This is a genomic window from Thalassospira sp. MIT121401, assembly GCF_047125595.1.
Lineage (GTDB): Bacteria > Pseudomonadota > Alphaproteobacteria > Rhodospirillales > Thalassospiraceae > Thalassospira > Thalassospira povalilytica.
The window spans coordinates 3,696,217-3,712,632 of sequence record NZ_CP138926.1; the positions used below are offsets into that span (position 1 = coordinate 3,696,217).

The window sequence follows — 16,416 nt, forward strand, 5'->3', positions numbered from 1 at the left end:
CACAACCGTCCGCATCATGCCCGATCGCCCATCGTTTGGGGCATATCGGCCCGTCCATAGGCCGGTCGTGCCGGACCGCCATTCAAGACAATGCCGCTGGCAACAATCCCCGCCGTGGCAAGACGATCAAGCGCGTCTTTGGCGTCGCGCTTTTTGCTTGATCCGTGTCGCAAAACAAACAGCCTGACATCGGCAAGCCCCATGGCAACCAGCCCGTCCGCAACCGACAGGATCGGCGGCGTATCAAGGATGATGTAATCAAACTGATCACGCAATTGATCGACAAGCGGTCCCAGACGTCGCTCAATCAGTGCGGTCGCGATGGATCCGGGCACCGCCATCCTTGCCCCCAGATGCCAATATTGCCCGGTTTGCCCGTCGGCCTTGGCGGCGCCGTCTTTAAATCCGGTCACATCTGTCTCGCCGGAAAGAAGGGCGACCAGATCGGCAAAGACGCGGTTGGTATTTTCCGCGCCGGTCGGATCATGAAGGTCACCATCAATCAGCAGGGTTTTGTGACCAAGCCCGGCAAAGCGTGATGCAAGTGCGTGGGCGATGTGGCTTTTGCCTTCGCCGGTTTGTGCCGATCCGATGGCGATGATCTGCGCGGTTGATCCGGTTGGCGGCGGTTTTCGGTTCTGATCAACGATGCGCATCAAAACCGCCAGATGGCCGATTGCTTCATCACCCCCGCCATCCGTCGCAAGCCCCCTGCCATCCGTCAGGTTGCGGGCGGGGATGCGCGCATAAAGCGGCACGCCCAAAACATCTTGCGGTTCGAAATCATCGGCAATGGTTTGATCGAAATAGTGCCGCAACAAAGCGGCAATCACCGCGGCAAACAATGCCACCATGATGGCCAGCGCCATCAGATCGCGTTTGGCCGGAAATTCCGCCGACACCGGAAGGGTCGGTGATTGCAGAATTTCCAAATCGCCGCGAAAGGATGCCAGTTCACGGCGCGATGTCTGAACGTGCCGGGAAAGTTGATCGACATTGTCACGCGCCAGTGCCACCGCACGCTGCAATTGCCCCTGACCTTGTGTGCGGGCGTGGCGGTCATTCAATCGGCTTTGCCAAAGATCACGTTGCCCGGTGATCAGACGAAGCCTTTCCCGCGCACTGGCAAGTGCATCCCCCATCTGCCCCGATACCGTCATCGCCGCATCCACCAGTTGCGCATAAAGATCATCAAGCACCTTCTGGCGGCCTTGCATTATCGGGTGTTTGGGTCCGTAACGCTGATCAAGTCTGTCAAACTCCTGACGTTCGGTTTCATAGCGTTGCGAAAGCTGTGCGACCATCGGATGCCCGGCGATATCGGGAATGGCCAAAAGATCGTCAAGCCCGTTTGCCATTGCCCGGCGACGGGCCGCAAGTTCAAGGGTTGCAACCTCCTGACCGATTTTTTCGGCCTGCTCGTCAAGCGCATAGATCCGCTCAAGCATCAATGCGCCTTCTTCCTGATCAAGCATCCCGGCCTGTTGTTGCCAGGCCAGCAAATCACCTTCACGGGCAAAAAGGTCTCCTCTGGCGGTGGCAAGCTGATTGTCCGCATCCTCAAGACGGGATCGAATGACGTGTTTCTGGCGATCTTCACGCTGCCAGACATAGCTTTCGACAATTGCCTGAAGGGCGGCCTGACTGACGGTCGCATCCGTTGCGACAAAGCTTGCCTCAATCACGGCGGAATGACCGATCCGTTCGGCCCCGAACCGGGCACGCAGCCAGTTGATTGCATCCGTTTCAGATGTCCCTGTTCGGGGCGCAGGATCATTTGCCAAACTGTTTTCGACACCAACCGGATCGAAACCGATGCCCGCACCACGCAGGACCGCCAGGGCAGTCGCCAGGGTTTCCTCGCTGCGCATTTCGGCAATCACGGTTTCGATTTGCTGGGCGGTCAATTCACCGGTTCGGGGAGCTGCGCCGTCACTGGCGCGATCGCCAGATGCCGTGACAACCGGAATCAGGCCGACTTCCGCCGTCGCACGATATCCCGGTTGCCAGTTGGCAATAACGCCAAGCAGCGCCACCAGCACAATGACAAAGGCAAGAATTGCGACGCCACGTCGCCGCCACAAGATCGCAACCAGTTCACGCAAGGACGGGTCAAACTGTTCAAATGATGGGCCCGTCATCTTGGACTGACATCCTCCTGCTGAAATGTCACATCGCCAAGCTCGTCTACCAGATCCTGCCAGACCGGGCTGGCCTGCCCGCCCGTCTGCACAACGCGGTAAATCACGTCATAGGAAACCGCCTGTCGAACTTGGGCGGGCAGAACGGTTATGCCCGATGACGGGGTGCTTATCCCTGTTTCAACAACTGCAATATCATCATCAAAGCTGTCATCTCCCGGTGCAAACCGAACGGCCCCGTCACCGAAAAAGCGTGATGCAAGGGTCGGCACATCATTTTCAATCATGCGGGTCAGGCGGCTTGGTTCAGGATGCAGACCAAAAAGCTGCTTTAACACGCCGCCAAAAACCGCCTCGACCAAAAAGCTGTTTCCCCCCGCTACACTCAGGATCACCTCCATCATTTTAAGCACCGCCGAAATCGTTGCATCCGCACTCTGCCAATCGATCTGACGGTTATCGATCTGACGGGCATCGGTCTGATCGGTCATTTCCGCCGTCTCGCCAAACAGTGCCAGATCAAGCAGCCGATCAATCACGTCCCGGACGTCTTGCGGGGTGGTAAGGGCGCTGATCTTTTGTGCGATCTGCGTGCGCATTTCCGGGGTTTCAATCCCGGGGGGCGCATCGGTGGGCACGGCGGGGGATACATCGGGGGCGGGTGTGACGACTTGGGAACCGGCATCACGCGCAAACAGGATCACCGGTGTTGCCAGTGTGATCATTGCCGCCAGCCTGACCCAACCGGGCATGTGCCCCACGCGATGGGCAATGATTTTCGGCATCACCAGCCGCGCAAACGCCCAAAGCCCGCGCCCGTATCGTGGCAACATGTATCGGGGCTGACAGGCAATGCGCCACAAAAACTCCAACCCGGCCTTTTGCATGACAACCGGCGCCCGCCTTATTTGGCCCGACAGAACATCAAATGCCCCGCCAACCCCCATGATAAAGCCGCACCCGGTCTGTTCACCGAACCGGTCAACAAAGATTTCCTTGCGCGGCGATGGCAGGGCAACAAAGACCGCATCCGCCCCACTTTGCCGGACAATCGCGGCCAGTTTGGCATCATCGGGATCAAATCCGTGATGAATGCCGGCGATCTGAAGATCGGGATAACGATGCATCAAGCGCGCCCGAAGTTCGCGCACAACACCGGATCGCGCGCCAAGCAGGAAAACCCGCACCCCCTGTTTTTCAAACCGGGGCAACAATGCGGTCATGACGTCAATGCCGGTCACCCGTTCGGGCACCTTGATGCCCAAAAACCGCGCGGTCCAGACAATGCCCATGCCATCGGCATTCAGGCTGTCGGCATTTGCCAATGCCCGGAACAACCGGGCGTCACCGCGTGCCTGTGGCAATTTCAATGCATTCAGGGATTGCTGTCGAAAACAGGGACCATTGGCATACCGGTCACGAGATGCCAGCCAATTACAGATATCTGCGCATAGTTTTTCGCGCTGCCTGAGATCAAGACGCAACCCGAAAATCGCAGCTTTCCCCTGTCGCATTCATCGTCCCCGCCAGTCCAGAACCAACTGCCCGGAAATCCAACCAGATCACATTTTTTTCAGCATCCATAGATACTTATGCCCATGGCTGCACTTTTGTATCGTTGATGGAAAAGGTAACTTATGATTGATTAAACAGCAATAACAGCATCCACGTATGAGCTTCTGGTGAAAATAGCGTTGCTGACCAACATTGTTGCGCCGTACCGGTTTGACAGTTACAGCGCCCTGCATCACCACGCCCGAAACGCCGGTGGCGGCCTGACCGTTATCTGCACCAACCGCACCGAACCGCAACGCAACTGGCCCGACCGCACGCCCCCCTTTGCGCAGATCAATCTTGCCGGTTTGAATATATATCTCGGTGAAAATCGCAATCTCACTTTTCCGGTTGGCGTCACAAAGGCCATCCGGCAAACAAGGCCCGATATCCTGATCCTTGCCGGATTTGGCATGGCGCAATGGCGGGCACGAAATCTGGCCGCACAATCTGGCATTCCCGTCATTGTCCAGTTTGACGGATGGTCCGCATCGGACGCCCTTTATGACAATCCGGTACGTCGTTACATCCGCCGCCAGATGGTCCGCACGGCTGATGGCCATATTGCTGCCAGCACACGCAGCAAAGACTGGTTTGCCACCCACGGCGCCAAAGCCGAAGATATCCTTGTCTCGCCGATACCCGTGTCCTTTGGCAATGATGCAATCCCGGTCACCCTTTCCAATCGCGGCTTTTTTGAACGCCCCTTTGATCTTGTGTGGTGTGGTCGGACAACCCGTCGCAAGGGCTTCGACACCTTCCTTGAAATTGCCGCGACACTGGTGCGATCAAACATTGTGCATAAGATCGGCATTGTCGGATGCACCGATACCGCGCAGATCAAGGATCGCCTTCGCCGTACAGGTCTTGCCGACATTACCCAAACATGGGGTCAGCTTCCCCCGGCACAGCTTCCCGCACATCTTGGCGCGGCCAGGCTTTGCCTGTTTCCAAGCCACAATGATGCCTATGGCCTTGGCGTGGTTGAGGCGATTGCATGTGGCGCGGTCGCACTTGCCAGTGATGCTGTCGGGTGTGCCCTCGATATACTCGACCCCGATGACACCCTTTTGGCGAACGCGCCTTCGGCATGGGTATCGGCTTGTTCAAACCTTCTGCGCAATCCTGATCTTTGGCGTCAAACCCGGCAAAGACAGGCAAGCCGGATTACCGCCAACACCGCCCGACATCATGCCGAAACCCTGTGGCAGGCCGTTTGTCACGGCATCGCCAGGAACCGGGGTCATTGCCAATGGAATTGATCCACCCGGTTCCGACATCGTCCAAAACCGGCCCATCTGTGTGGATGGTCAGCCGGGTTGATCAGTCGGCAATTCTGGCAGGTTACCTTGCCCGCCAGAACCGCCTGATCCGCTGGGACAGTTTCTGGCGACATGACGGGCATGGCTTTCCAACCCCGCCATCGCGCGCGACCGACCCCGTCCTTGCACAAGTTCCCGGTCGGCATTTGATGCCCGATCTTATGGGGCAGGTCGCCCGAAAATCGCGCCTGCCGGCTGCCAACCTTTATTCCGACATTCCGTTGTCGGTTCTGGCATCGCTTCACAATCCCAAGGCCGATATTTTCCACGGTCAGGGCAATTACAGCCTTCCTGCCATGCGCCGTGCCAAGGCACGCGGTATGGTGACCATTGCCGATATTACCGGCCAACTGGCCCCGGTCCGGTATCGCCAACTTGCCGCGGAATATCAGTCACATGGCCTGACATATCGCGAAATTTCCGCATTCCTTGCCCGTCGCAGAACCCGTGAAGCACAGTTTGCCGATGCGGTTCTGGCACCATCCGATGCGGTCGCATACGGTCTGCAAACATGTGGCATCAATCCGGACAAGATTTATCTGGTGCCCTTCATATCCCCGCAATGCCAGGAACTGGTCCACCGCGCCCGCCCGGCCCGCACCGGGACGGTTATCCGGCTGCTTTATGTTGGCAATCTGTCACTCGCCAAGGGAATTGCGCATCTTCTGCGCGCCTGGTCGACCCTTCGGGCCAAATATCGCCTGCGTGTCCGCCTGACCCTGATCGGGCCTGCGCAACCTTGTGCCAGACCGCTTTTGGCCAACCTGCCAGACGGCTGTGAGTGGCTTGGTCCCCAACCCCGATCCGTGGTCGCCGACCGGATGCTCGGCTCTGACATCTTTGTGTTTCCCAGCCTGTCAGAAGGCAGCAGCCTTGCCGTGATGGAGGCCATGGCAGCCGGGTGCGCCATTGTCACCACCTTTGATGCCGGAAGCCCGGTAATCAATCACATAAGCGGCCTGATTATTGCGCCACGCGATGCCGATGCAATGACAACCGCCCTGTCGGCCCTGATTGAAAATCCGGCCATGCGCAAAAACCTGTCGCACACTGCCCGGGATCAGATCAGCCGCGACCTTGTCACCGGCTATGGCAATCGGGTTGACCTGGCCTATGAAGCCGTGTTGTCACGCCATGGATAAAGCCAGCGTTAAAGTCATTGATAAAATCATCCCGGCAATAACGGCCAATCTGTTTCCGTTATGGATGGTCGGGGCGAACCTGATCGCCAGACTGGGCGGCATGATCATTCTTTTGCTGATCGGGCATGGTTTTGCGCCAGACATCCTTGGCGGGTATTTTGCGATACTGGCAATGACTGGACTTGCCGTTACCGCGACACAGGCGGGCACCGGCCCGCTTTTGATCCGGCTGGTTCAGACCGGGGCGCACACCGCCGCTATTCTCGTTGTCACTTTCCGGCTTTTGGTTTCCTTTGCCGCGATTGCGCTGCTTGTGACCCGGCCGGAATTTGACCTTCCAATCCACTGGCCGTTCGTGATCATGCCGATTGCCGCGGCCCTGTCGCCCGACTGGATCATTACCGGACGGACCGCGTTTTCCCGTCTTGGGCAGATTGCCGTGATCGCCCAGCTTGCCGGTATCGGGGCTGCATTTTTGGCCGTCGCAACGAACAACAATTTCATTTTGTTTACCATCGCACCGGCGATCTCGGTCGCGGCCTTTATTGCATCAATCTGCTTTGCTGCGCGCTTGCGCAGCAAACCGCAAACGCGTTTGGTCGCGCCCGCACCTGATATCAAACAGACATGCGGTCTGATCGGCTTTACGCTTCTGGCCGGTTTCCTGCCCAATCTTGATTTTGTGTTGTTGGGGGATGGATCGCACGCGCTGTTCCTTGCGCAACGTGTTTTTCTGTTCTGTGCCGGTTTGATAACTGCGATTGCGGCCACCCTGTTTGCCAAACGCCAGGAAGGGCTGATACGGGAATTCTGGCTGTTTGTGCCGATGGCATCTGTCACCATGTTGCTGCTGTTTTTCCCCGACCTGATCGCACATCTGATCTATGCAGCACCGGACACGCTTCTTGTCGCAATCCTGCGCACCGGCGCGTTCTGGCCGCTTCTTTTGGCCATCATCATTCGCCAATGCCTTGTCTTGCAGGAAAGCGGTCGGGTGATCTGGCTGGGGTGGTTTCTTCTGATCTTGTTGTTTGTAACGCTTCCGCTGCTTTCCGAACCAATGAAAACACCGGGCTTGTTGGCAAACCTTATGATCATTGCCCAGATCAGGCTCGGCGTGTTGGGCGTCATACTGGCGGGCTGCCAGGCCTGGCTGATGCGCAAGGATGTGCGCACATGAGCAAACTCGACGTCACGATTACCGATAACCGGGTTATGGATGGCCAATTTGGCGATATCTCGTTTGCCGATTGGGGCATTGAATGTTCGGATCGGCATTCCTTTGTCACCCTGACCGATACCCCGCGTAATGCCCATAACACCGGCAATATCTGGCATCTGTCGGGCGGGCGGTTAAAGATTGATCTGAAAACGCATCTTATGCCCCCCCGATGCCTTGCCGTGTCGGCAAGTTTCACTGCGCTCGATGACATCATGCTTCAGGATGCGGTGATCCGGTTTGTCTTTGCCAAAACCGGTATTGATCACGGCATAATTGCCGATCAATCGTTTAAACATACCAATAGCGACAAATACCGTCTTTACCCTGTCAGGCAGGCCGAACTGGTCAGCCATGTCAACCATCGGGCAGTCCTTACCCTTACACGATCTGATGGCGCGGGGCGGTTTGATCCGTATCTTTATCTGCGTGATCGCGATGATCACTGGATCATTCATGCCCGCCTGCTGCCCTCCGGCCCGGTTGATCAGGTCTGGCTGCGCTGGGCCAACCGGTTCTTTACCCTTTCCGCCCCGGATTGGGTTGCCAAACGACTTTGGGGGATTGGACCGGTTCGGCGATTTTTATGGCGACTTCGCGAACGTCGGGGCCGACATTGCCCGGAAATTCAGGCCGTACCGCTTAACCGGCTCAAAGCTGGTCAGACACTCGGGATGGAGGTCACATGTTACTTCCACTGACCCATGCCGGGATGACCGACCGCTGTCTCAGACTGGCAAAAATCATTGCCGATGAATTGGTTCGCCGTCAAAAACCTGATGGCGATTTCGTGCTTCCCGATTTTTACGGCAAGGCCTTTGCCTGCGCGCTTTGGTCCGGGCTTGATCGCGATCAGTATCATCGTCAGATAACCCGTGCACAAATCGCCCTTCAACGCGAAATTCCCGACAAAACCTATCACCGTGAATTCATCGAACATGCCTTGCTTTCAATGCCAGGCATGTCGGCAACCGCCCGTCGCGCCATCCTGAAAAATTCTCGCAATCAAAATCCCGATGTTGCAAACTGGCAGATCCTGCAATTGCGCAACCGTCAGGCAAAAACGTCGGGCGCATTCAGCCGGCTGTTTGCTTCCTTGCATCGCTGCTTTATTCGCATGCGTTATTGGCGATCCGATCTGTTTCTTGATCGACCCGGATGCTTTTCCGCGCAATATCATGCCTTTTGCGCGGCCCTGCTGTCGCAAAGCCCCAACCGGACCGATCAGGCACTGGCACGCAAGGCAACGCATCTGATTGCCATCTTATGCCAAAACCACGGATATGCGAATTTAGCTGGTCGCGGTGCGGGGCAAAGCTTCGGGGCGGTCTGTGCGTTTTATGTTCTGTTGAAATACGGTTTTCATGATGCGGCTGATGCGGTTCTTTATCGCATCGAAGGTGCCATGCTAAATGCCGCGACCTTGCCGCTCAATCTTCTTGCACCGTGCGCTGTTCCCGAAAATCCCGGTCCGACCAACCGTTTAACACCGGGATGGTATGGTTATAACCGTCATGACGATTATCTGGCTTTTGGCGGTTACTGGCTGTTGCAGGCAGCCGGACTTTCACAAGAAACGCCGCAAAACAAGCCGCCCCATCATCCACACCAATCCCGGATGCTGTTTACCACCACATCGGCACATTATGACGCACAGATGCTTCTTTCTGGCGCCCGGGTTTTTGATGTGACGCCCTCACCTGTCATTGTATCGGGAAAGGGGAGCAGTGCGATGATCCTGTTCCCGCCAACCGGCGGTGAACAGGATCAGCCAAGCCTGTATGTCCCGGCAACCATACCGCTTCCGACGACCCGGGATGGCACGGTTGCACGTTTTATCAGTGCCACGTGCCAATCGGACCGGCGGGTTGTTGTAACCTTTCAATTGGCGGAAACAACAGGCCAGCGGATCATTGATTTTGACGATGCCGAAATCCGGATTACAGACAGCTGCGATGAACGTCTTTCACCAAAACCCGACTTGCTGCGCGTTCTTGCCAGCGCGGATGCAAAGCTGACCCGCGTTTCCGATACCGAACTGTCCATCGCACACACCGGCATTCGTTTGACGTGCGATCACCCGATCATGGTTGATGACAAGGACGCGATCACGGTTGCGGGCCCGGCCCAGCGCATCACGGCCCCGAAGACAAACAAGGCAACCCTTATCATCGGGTGGGAGAACGGGCAAAATGACTGATCCGGTCACGGTCATCACAACCATCTATAACGGATCGCGTTTTATCGACGGATTTGCCCGCAACCTTGTTCAAACACTGCGCACGCAAGATCGCGCCATTCTGCTTGATGATGGATCAAATCCGCCGCTTGTCTTGCCAGAAATCCTTCGTTCAGATCCCCGGATAAAGCTGATCACAGCCAAACGGATTGGGCGCGGGGCGGCCTTGAATCTGGCCATCAGCAATTGCAAAACCGGCCTGATTGCCATTCAGGACATTGATGACCTGTCACTTCCCGGTCGTCTCGACGCACAGGCGGACTTTCTTGCCGCCCGACCGGACGCGCTGTCATTCACCCCGGCGCAATCGGACCGGCCAATCATCCGTTGTAAAGGATCACGGAAAATTGCCCCGTCCCGCCTTTTTGTCAGCAATCCGTTCCATCACTCATCCCTGGCGTTTCACCGCGATATCTGGGTGGGTGCGGGCGGCTATGACACAAACCTTCCGTGCTGTATCGATCTTGATTTCTATTTGCGCGCGGCCTGCCGGGTTGGCGCGTCGTTTTGGCAGCTCGACACCCCATTCATTACCCGCAACCTTGATCCCGCCGAACGTTTTTATGCCGCGATCCCGTCTGATATCTATCGGGCGACCTTGCAAACTGTTCTGGACCGTTATCGGGCCGATGTCGGGTTTTCACACTGGATGATACTGGCCATGATGCGTACAAAATTTGGCTTTGTGCGGGGGACCGGATGATGACAAAACGCAACCGGCTTGTTGCCATGGTTCAATTGCCCCCGCCCATGCACGGGGCAGCCAAAATGAACCGGCATGCGATTGATGCGCTGTCGGAAAAGTTCGACACGCATGTCATCGAAATGCGCTTTGCCAACAAGCTTTCAGACATCGCCCGACCAACTGCAGGAAAAATCCTGCGTGCGCTTTGGCTTGCCATCCGGCTTGTTTTTGTCCTTCCCGGTCGGGATGCCCTTTATATCTGCTTTGCCCCGACGGGCGGGGCCTATTACCGTGATTGCCTTTATGTCTTGCTGGCCAGATTGTTTGGCGTTCCCGCCATCATCCATCTGCATGGCCGTGGTCTTTGCGCCATGCGCCAAACCGCGGGATCAGCATGGTTTCAAAAACGGGTCTTTTCGGGCCAGACCGCCATTTTGCTTGGTGAAACGCTGCGTTCTGAAATTGCCGGTCTGGATTGCACTTCCGTTATCATTGCCAATTGCCTGGATGATGATGCCTTTGCCGGGCCGCCCGGCCCTGATTGGTATCCGGCATCGCCTGTGCGCATTTTATGGCTGTCCAATCTGTTTCGCGCCAAGGGGATTGAAATCCTGATCGCGGCGTGTGCGCTGCTCGGTAAACGTGGTGTTTCCTTTAACCTGACCATTGCCGGGGCACCGGGTGATATGACCACGGCTGAACTCGACACCCTTTTGGCATCCTGTGGCATCAGAACATTTTCAAATTATGTCGGTCCGATTGCCCAGAATGCGCGCACGGCCCTTTATCAAAACTGCGATCTGTTTGTGTTGCCAACCAATTATGCCAACGAAGCCCAGCCGCTTGTCGTGATTGAGGCGATGGCAGCGGGCATTCCCGTAATTACCAGCGATATCGCCACATTGCCGGAATTTGTCATCCCGGGTCATACCGGCTGGCTATGCCCGCCAGGCGATCCCGATCTGCTTGCCCGTGCTATCATCGACGTGACCCGTGATCCCGCCCGCACCGACACGATCCGTCGAAATGCCTGGACGCTGTGCCAGAACCGCTTTCACCGCGCGCGGTTTGCCGATCAAATCCAGATGACGGTTATGGATGTTTTGCAAAACACACTTCCCATCACCGGCACCACCCATCAGAATGCCGGGAACCCCAATCCGGATGACCGAAAATGACCCGCGAAGAATTCAATGCCTTTTGCAAATCACTGCCCCACACCACGCATGTTGTGCAATGGGGTGGTGCCGATGTCTGGAAGGTTGGCGGCAAGGTCTTTGCCATTGCCGGATGGACCCGAAACGAAACCCTTGGCATCACCTTCAAGACATCTGAAATCGGCTATGAGGTGCTTAAAGAAATGCCGGGGCTGCGCCCTGCCCCCTATCTGGCATCAAGGGGCATGAAATGGATCCAGCATCATGATGCACCGGGTCTTGGCGATGCTGATCTTTGCGATCATATAAAAAGCTCGCACCGCATTGTCGCCAAGGGTTTGACGAAGAAAATGCAGCGCGAGCTTGATCTTTATCAGGATGACGCTGATTAAGGCCGGGCTTACAGACGCCAGAGATCAATACCCGCCGGAACAGCGTCACGCGGCAGAACCGCACGCACATCGGCGACAAAGCCCTTGCCGTCTTTCAGAAGCCCCGAAACAAGCGGCCAGCCCTTGGTGACATATTCCTTGTGCGACACTGCAAGGACAAGCGCATCTGCCGGTTTCAGATCATCATCACCACACAGTTTCAAACCGTCAAATTCGTGGGTGACTTCCTCGGCATCGGCATGAACATCGTGGACCTGAACATTGATCCCGGCATCTTCAAGCGAACGGATGATGTCAATCACGCGGGTATTGCGGATATCAGGAACATCTTCCTTGAAGGTCAGGCCAAGCACGGTCACGGTCGGGTTCTTGGTCGCCCCTTCACGCAGCAAGGCCCGGATCACCTTGTTGGCGACAACTTCGCCCATGCCGTCATTCACGCGACGACCGGCCAGAACCACCTGCGGGTAATAGCCCAGCTCTTCTGACTTGTGGGTCAGGTAATAGGGATCGACACCGATGCAGTGACCGCCAACCAGACCCGGGGTAAATTTCAGGAAGTTCCACTTGGTGCCGGCTGCTTCGAGCACATCACGGGTATCAATGCCCGCCCGGTCAAAGATCAGCGACAGCTCGTTCATCAGCGCGATATTGAGGTCGCGCTGGGTGTTTTCAATCACCTTGGCGGCTTCGGCGGCCTTGATGGTCGGCGCCTTGTGAATGCCTGCGGTGACGACACTGCCATAAACCTCGGCGACAATATCAAGGGTCGCCTGATCCTGACCCGATACGACCTTGGTAATGGTGGTGAAACGATGTTCGCGATCACCCGGGTTGATGCGTTCGGGGGAATAGCCGACCGTGAAATCGGTCCCGGCCGTAAGGCCCGAAAGCTGTTCCAGGATCGGAACGCATTCTTCTTCGGTCGCCCCGGGATAAACCGTGCTTTCATAGACCACGATGTCACCCTTTTTCAGGATGGCACCAACGGTTTTCGATGCCGAACGCAACGGCGAAAGATCCGGGCGGTTCGACCCATCAATCGGGGTCGGCACGGTGACGATATGGAAATCGGCCTGACGCAGATCTTCGGGATTGTCACTTAACAACAGGTCGGCTGCTGCCAGTTCGTGATCATCGACTTCGCCCGTCGCATCATGTCCGGCCTTGAGCTGGGCAATACGGGCCTTGTTGATATCAAAGGCAACAGTGCGCCCGATCGACGTTCCGAATGCAACCGCAACCGGCAACCCGACATAGCCCAAACCGATAACAGAAATCTTGCGCCCGTGGCTCATTACTCAACCCTTACTAAGATATGCTGAACTGACTTCTAGCCAGCCTCATCTCAACCGTCAATAATCGAGATCAAAAAGCAACAGGGCATCAGAATTTCTGATGCCCTGCCTTGAAATCGCTGCGTGAACGGGACTTACCCCTTCACGACAATATTGACCAGTTTCGGTGTCGGCTTGGCGACATAGATCACCTTGACGATCTGCATGCCTTCAAGATGGCGCGCAACATTCGGGTCCGCCTTGGCAAGGGCTTCGACCGTCGCCTGATCGGCATCGGCGGCCACCATGACAGAACCGCGTTTCTTGCCATTGACCTGAACCGGGACTTCGAACTCGTCATCCTTGGCCTTTTCGGCATCGAATTCCGGCCAGTCGAACTTGATCACCGATTTCCTGGCACCGAATTCATCCGAAGCCATCCGGCTCATCAGTTCCTCGCCCAGATGCGGCGCAAACGGTGCAACCATCAAGGCCAAAGCCTTGGCATGGTCATCGTGAACCGCATTCTGCTTGGTCAGCGCATTGGTCAGTTCGATCAAGGCGGCAATCGCCGTATTCAGACGAAGATCGGCAATATCGCCGGTCACCTTGGCAATGGTCTTATGCACAAGCGTTTCGATCTTGCCGTCAACGCTGTCAGTGCGTTCCATCTGGGTGGTAACTTTCCAGACATTGGACAGGAACCGCATCATGCCGACAATCGCATCGGACTGCCACGGCTTGGAACTGTCAAGCGGGCCCATATACATCTCGTACGTTCTGAACGTATCGATGGTGTACTGGTCGCAGATTTCCTCGGGCGGGATGCCGTTTTTATACCGTTTGCCCATCTTGCCCGGCACGGTCGTCAGCTGCTCGTCCGTCTTGGCATTGAACGGGACTTTCTTGCCATCGACATCGCGCATTTCGACATCATGAATGTCGACATAAACACCGCGCGCATCGGTATAGGCATCAGCCGTGATCATGCCCTGGTTAAACAGCTTCTGGAACGGCTCGGGCGTTGCGACATAGCCAAGATCAAACAGAACCTTGTGCCAGAAACGCGAATACAGCAGGTGAAGTACTGCGTGCTCCGCCCCGCCGACATAAAGGTCAACCGCCCCCGGAAGTGCCTTGCCATCCTTGTCGGTGCTGTTCGCCCAATAGGCTGCCGCATCGTCTGACGCGAATTTCGCATCGTTCTTGGCATCGAAATAGCGCAGATAATACCAGCACGACCCCGCCCAGTTCGGCATGGAGTTGGCGTCGCGTTTGAACGCACGCACTTCATATTCCGCACCGTCATGGGCGTATGTTGAACCCACAGCCGCATCAACCGGAAGAACCGAACCATCGCCAAGGACAATACCGGTGACTTCCATCCATTCCTTGGCACGTGCCAATGGCGGCTCCGGCTCGGAATTCGGGTCTTCGTTCGATTGCGGTTTGAAATCGGTCATTTCCGGCAGAACGACCGGAAGCGCTGCCTCGGCAATGCCGTGAACCTGATCGGTTTCCTTATCAAACAGAACCGGGAACGGCTCGCCCCAATAACGCTGGCGCGAAAACAGCCAGTCACGCAGTTTATACTGCACGCGACCGCGCCCAATGCCCTTGGCTTCCATCCATTCGATGATTTTGGCCTTGGCATCGGGGGTCGAAAGACCGTTGATCGAAACCTCGTCATTGGCGGAATTGATCGTCTCGCCAATTTCGGTCTGGGCTGTTTTGAAGCTGCCCGGATTTGCTTCATAAAGCGCCGCCAACGCAGCCCCGTCAAGATCACCCGCATCGGCCGGTGCATTATCCTTAAGCCAGCTCTCGGACGGCTTGGTGGTTGCCTTGATCGGCAGACCGAATTTATGGGCAAATTCAAAGTCGCGCTGATCGCCGGCCGGAACCGCCATGATCGCCCCGGTGCCATAGCCCATCAGGACATAATCGGCAATCCAGACCGGAATTTCTTCACCCGTCACCGGGTTGGTCGCATATGCGCCGATAAACACACCGGTCTTTTCACGTTCGGCATCATCCTTGGCCGAAACGGCCTTAAGCTCGGAAGCCTGCGCACGATAGGCAGCAACATCGCCCTTTTTATCCTCGGCACACAGCTTGTCCACCAGCGGATGTTCCGGTGCCAAAACCATATAGGTCGCACCAAAAATCGTATCCGGACGGGTGGTGTAAACGGCGATTTTCTCGTCCGAACCATCAACGGTCTTGACCGGGAAATTGACCCGCGCGCCAACAGAACGACCAATCCAGCCCTTCTGCATCTCGACCACGCCATTGGGCCAATCAAGCCCTTCAAGGTCCGCCACCAGACGATCGGCATAATCGGTAATGCGCAACATCCACTGTTTCAGCGGACGTTTGTAAACCGGGTAATCACCACGTTCGGACTTGCCTTCGTTGGTGACTTCCTCGTTCGACAGAACCGTGCCCAGCATCGGGCACCAGTTGACCGGAACTTCATCGACATAGGCCAGACGCCCGCGATCAATCGCCCGGTCGATCTCCTTGCCTTCGGCCTTCACACCTTCGCCGATCACGGATTTCGGCTGCGGCACGCCATCTTCGTCAAGAAGCCACTCACCACTTTCCAGAAGCGGGCGCAGCTCGGCAATCGGGCGGGCGCGGCCGGTGATGGTCTGACCCTGCGGGCCTTTCCATTCGACAGTCGGGTCATAGAAGCTGTTGAAAAGCTGAAGGAAAATCCACTGCGTCCATTTGTAATAATCCACATCGGTGGTGGCGAACCGGCGATGCGGATCATGGCCAAGGCCAATCACCTGAAGCTGACGCAGCATATTTTCGATATTGGCTTCGGTCGTGATGCGCGGATGCTGACCGGTCTGGATGGCGAACTGTTCTGCCGGCAGGCCAAAGGCATCAAAGCCCATGGAATGCAGAACATTGTGACCGCGCATGCGCTCGAACCGCGCCTTTACATCGGTCGCGATATAACCCAGCGGATGACCGATATGCAGGCCAACCCCGCTTGGATAGGGGAACATATCAAGGATGACGCTTTTCTTTTTCGAAGCATCAAAGTCGGCATCTCCGGGATTGGGGGTACGATAGGTATCGTTTTCCCGCCAATATTCCTGCCAGCGCTTTTCAAATTCCCGCGCACTTTCCTGATAGTTCGCCACGCTCTCTCAACTCCTGCCTGTCACACCCGTCGGTGGCCCGGGCACCGCTTCACATCGCGCCCGCCATCCCAAACCGGGTTTTAAAATAATATTGGGTGCCAAACTCTTTCACATCATGCCGATCCGTTTG

The 16,416-nt window shown here is 56.3% G+C and carries 12 protein-coding genes; 8 read left to right on the forward strand and 4 right to left on the reverse strand.

Annotated features, from left to right (window positions below):
- Positions 1-14: 14 nt before the first annotated feature.
- Positions 15-2,141 carry a GumC family protein gene (locus tag SIB88_RS17095; protein ID WP_412558636.1) on the reverse strand — a complete coding sequence of 709 codons (2,127 nt, stop codon included), beginning with the start codon at positions 2,139-2,141 and terminating at the stop codon, positions 15-17.
- Positions 2,138-3,655 (reverse strand): WecB/TagA/CpsF family glycosyltransferase, encoded by a 1,518-nt coding sequence (locus SIB88_RS17100; RefSeq protein ID WP_412558637.1) that lies wholly within the window; start codon positions 3,653-3,655, stop codon positions 2,138-2,140. Before SIB88_RS17100 ends, SIB88_RS17095 begins: the two co-directional genes overlap by 4 nt.
- Before the next feature lie 168 nt (positions 3,656-3,823).
- Between SIB88_RS17100 and SIB88_RS17105 the strand changes: the two genes are divergently transcribed.
- The 8 genes from SIB88_RS17105 to SIB88_RS17140 are packed head-to-tail and all read left to right on the forward strand — an operon-like array spanning position 3,824 to position 11,851.
- Positions 3,824-4,957, forward strand: a complete 1,134-nt coding sequence (locus SIB88_RS17105) for a glycosyltransferase family 4 protein (RefSeq protein ID WP_412558638.1) — start codon at positions 3,824-3,826, stop codon at positions 4,955-4,957.
- Complete coding sequence (locus SIB88_RS17110; protein ID WP_412558639.1) at positions 4,948-6,159, forward strand: glycosyltransferase family 4 protein; 1,212 nt, start codon at positions 4,948-4,950, stop codon at positions 6,157-6,159. The genes SIB88_RS17105 and SIB88_RS17110 overlap by 10 nt, the downstream gene beginning before the upstream one ends.
- Entirely contained in the window at positions 6,152-7,339 is a 1,188-nt protein-coding gene (locus SIB88_RS17115; RefSeq protein ID WP_412558640.1) for a hypothetical protein, read from the forward strand. Before SIB88_RS17110 ends, SIB88_RS17115 begins: the two co-directional genes overlap by 8 nt.
- Positions 7,336-8,079, forward strand: a complete 744-nt coding sequence (locus tag SIB88_RS17120) for a hypothetical protein (protein ID WP_412558641.1) — start codon at positions 7,336-7,338, stop codon at positions 8,077-8,079. Before SIB88_RS17115 ends, SIB88_RS17120 begins: the two co-directional genes overlap by 4 nt.
- Positions 8,064-9,578 (forward strand): hypothetical protein, encoded by a 1,515-nt coding sequence (locus tag SIB88_RS17125; protein ID WP_412558642.1) that lies wholly within the window; start codon positions 8,064-8,066, stop codon positions 9,576-9,578. Before SIB88_RS17120 ends, SIB88_RS17125 begins: the two co-directional genes overlap by 16 nt.
- Positions 9,571-10,320 (forward strand): glycosyltransferase family 2 protein, encoded by a 750-nt coding sequence (locus SIB88_RS17130; protein WP_412558643.1) that lies wholly within the window; start codon positions 9,571-9,573, stop codon positions 10,318-10,320. The genes SIB88_RS17125 and SIB88_RS17130 overlap by 8 nt, the downstream gene beginning before the upstream one ends.
- Complete coding sequence (locus tag SIB88_RS17135; protein WP_412558644.1) at positions 10,317-11,480, forward strand: glycosyltransferase family 4 protein; 1,164 nt, start codon at positions 10,317-10,319, stop codon at positions 11,478-11,480. The genes SIB88_RS17130 and SIB88_RS17135 overlap by 4 nt, the downstream gene beginning before the upstream one ends.
- The gene (locus SIB88_RS17140) at positions 11,477-11,851 is read left to right on the forward strand and encodes an MmcQ/YjbR family DNA-binding protein (protein ID WP_250284512.1); all 375 of its coding nucleotides are present in this window, start codon (positions 11,477-11,479) and stop codon (positions 11,849-11,851) included. The genes SIB88_RS17135 and SIB88_RS17140 overlap by 4 nt, the downstream gene beginning before the upstream one ends.
- 8 nt (positions 11,852-11,859) lie before the next feature.
- Here SIB88_RS17140 and SIB88_RS17145 read toward each other — a convergent pair whose 3' ends face one another.
- Positions 11,860-13,149 carry a nucleotide sugar dehydrogenase gene (locus SIB88_RS17145; RefSeq protein WP_287465686.1) on the reverse strand — a complete coding sequence of 430 codons (1,290 nt, stop codon included), beginning with the start codon at positions 13,147-13,149 and terminating at the stop codon, positions 11,860-11,862.
- Between the two features lie 134 nt (positions 13,150-13,283).
- Positions 13,284-16,286, reverse strand: coding sequence for a leucine--tRNA ligase (locus tag SIB88_RS17150; RefSeq protein ID WP_412558645.1), 3,003 nt, complete (start codon positions 16,284-16,286; stop codon positions 13,284-13,286).
- Positions 16,287-16,416 lie beyond the last annotated feature (130 nt).

What these genes read in the sequence shown, in the direction of transcription:
- SIB88_RS17095 (WP_412558636.1), bottom strand. Translation starts at nt 2,141, where the DNA reads ATGACGGGCCCATCATTTGAACAGTTTGACCCGTCCTTGCGTGAACTG.
- SIB88_RS17100 (WP_412558637.1), bottom strand. Translation starts at nt 3,655, where the DNA reads ATGCGACAGGGGAAAGCTGCGATTTTCGGGTTGCGTCTTGATCTCAGG.
- SIB88_RS17110 (WP_412558639.1), top strand. Translation starts at nt 4,948, where the DNA reads ATGGAATTGATCCACCCGGTTCCGACATCGTCCAAAACCGGCCCATCT.
- SIB88_RS17115 (WP_412558640.1), top strand. Translation starts at nt 6,152, where the DNA reads ATGGATAAAGCCAGCGTTAAAGTCATTGATAAAATCATCCCGGCAATA.
- SIB88_RS17120 (WP_412558641.1), top strand. Translation starts at nt 7,336, where the DNA reads ATGAGCAAACTCGACGTCACGATTACCGATAACCGGGTTATGGATGGC.
- SIB88_RS17125 (WP_412558642.1), top strand. Translation starts at nt 8,064, where the DNA reads ATGTTACTTCCACTGACCCATGCCGGGATGACCGACCGCTGTCTCAGA.
- SIB88_RS17130 (WP_412558643.1), top strand. Translation starts at nt 9,571, where the DNA reads ATGACTGATCCGGTCACGGTCATCACAACCATCTATAACGGATCGCGT.
- SIB88_RS17135 (WP_412558644.1), top strand. Translation starts at nt 10,317, where the DNA reads ATGATGACAAAACGCAACCGGCTTGTTGCCATGGTTCAATTGCCCCCG.
- SIB88_RS17140 (WP_250284512.1), top strand. Translation starts at nt 11,477, where the DNA reads ATGACCCGCGAAGAATTCAATGCCTTTTGCAAATCACTGCCCCACACC.
- SIB88_RS17145 (WP_287465686.1), bottom strand. Translation starts at nt 13,149, where the DNA reads ATGAGCCACGGGCGCAAGATTTCTGTTATCGGTTTGGGCTATGTCGGG.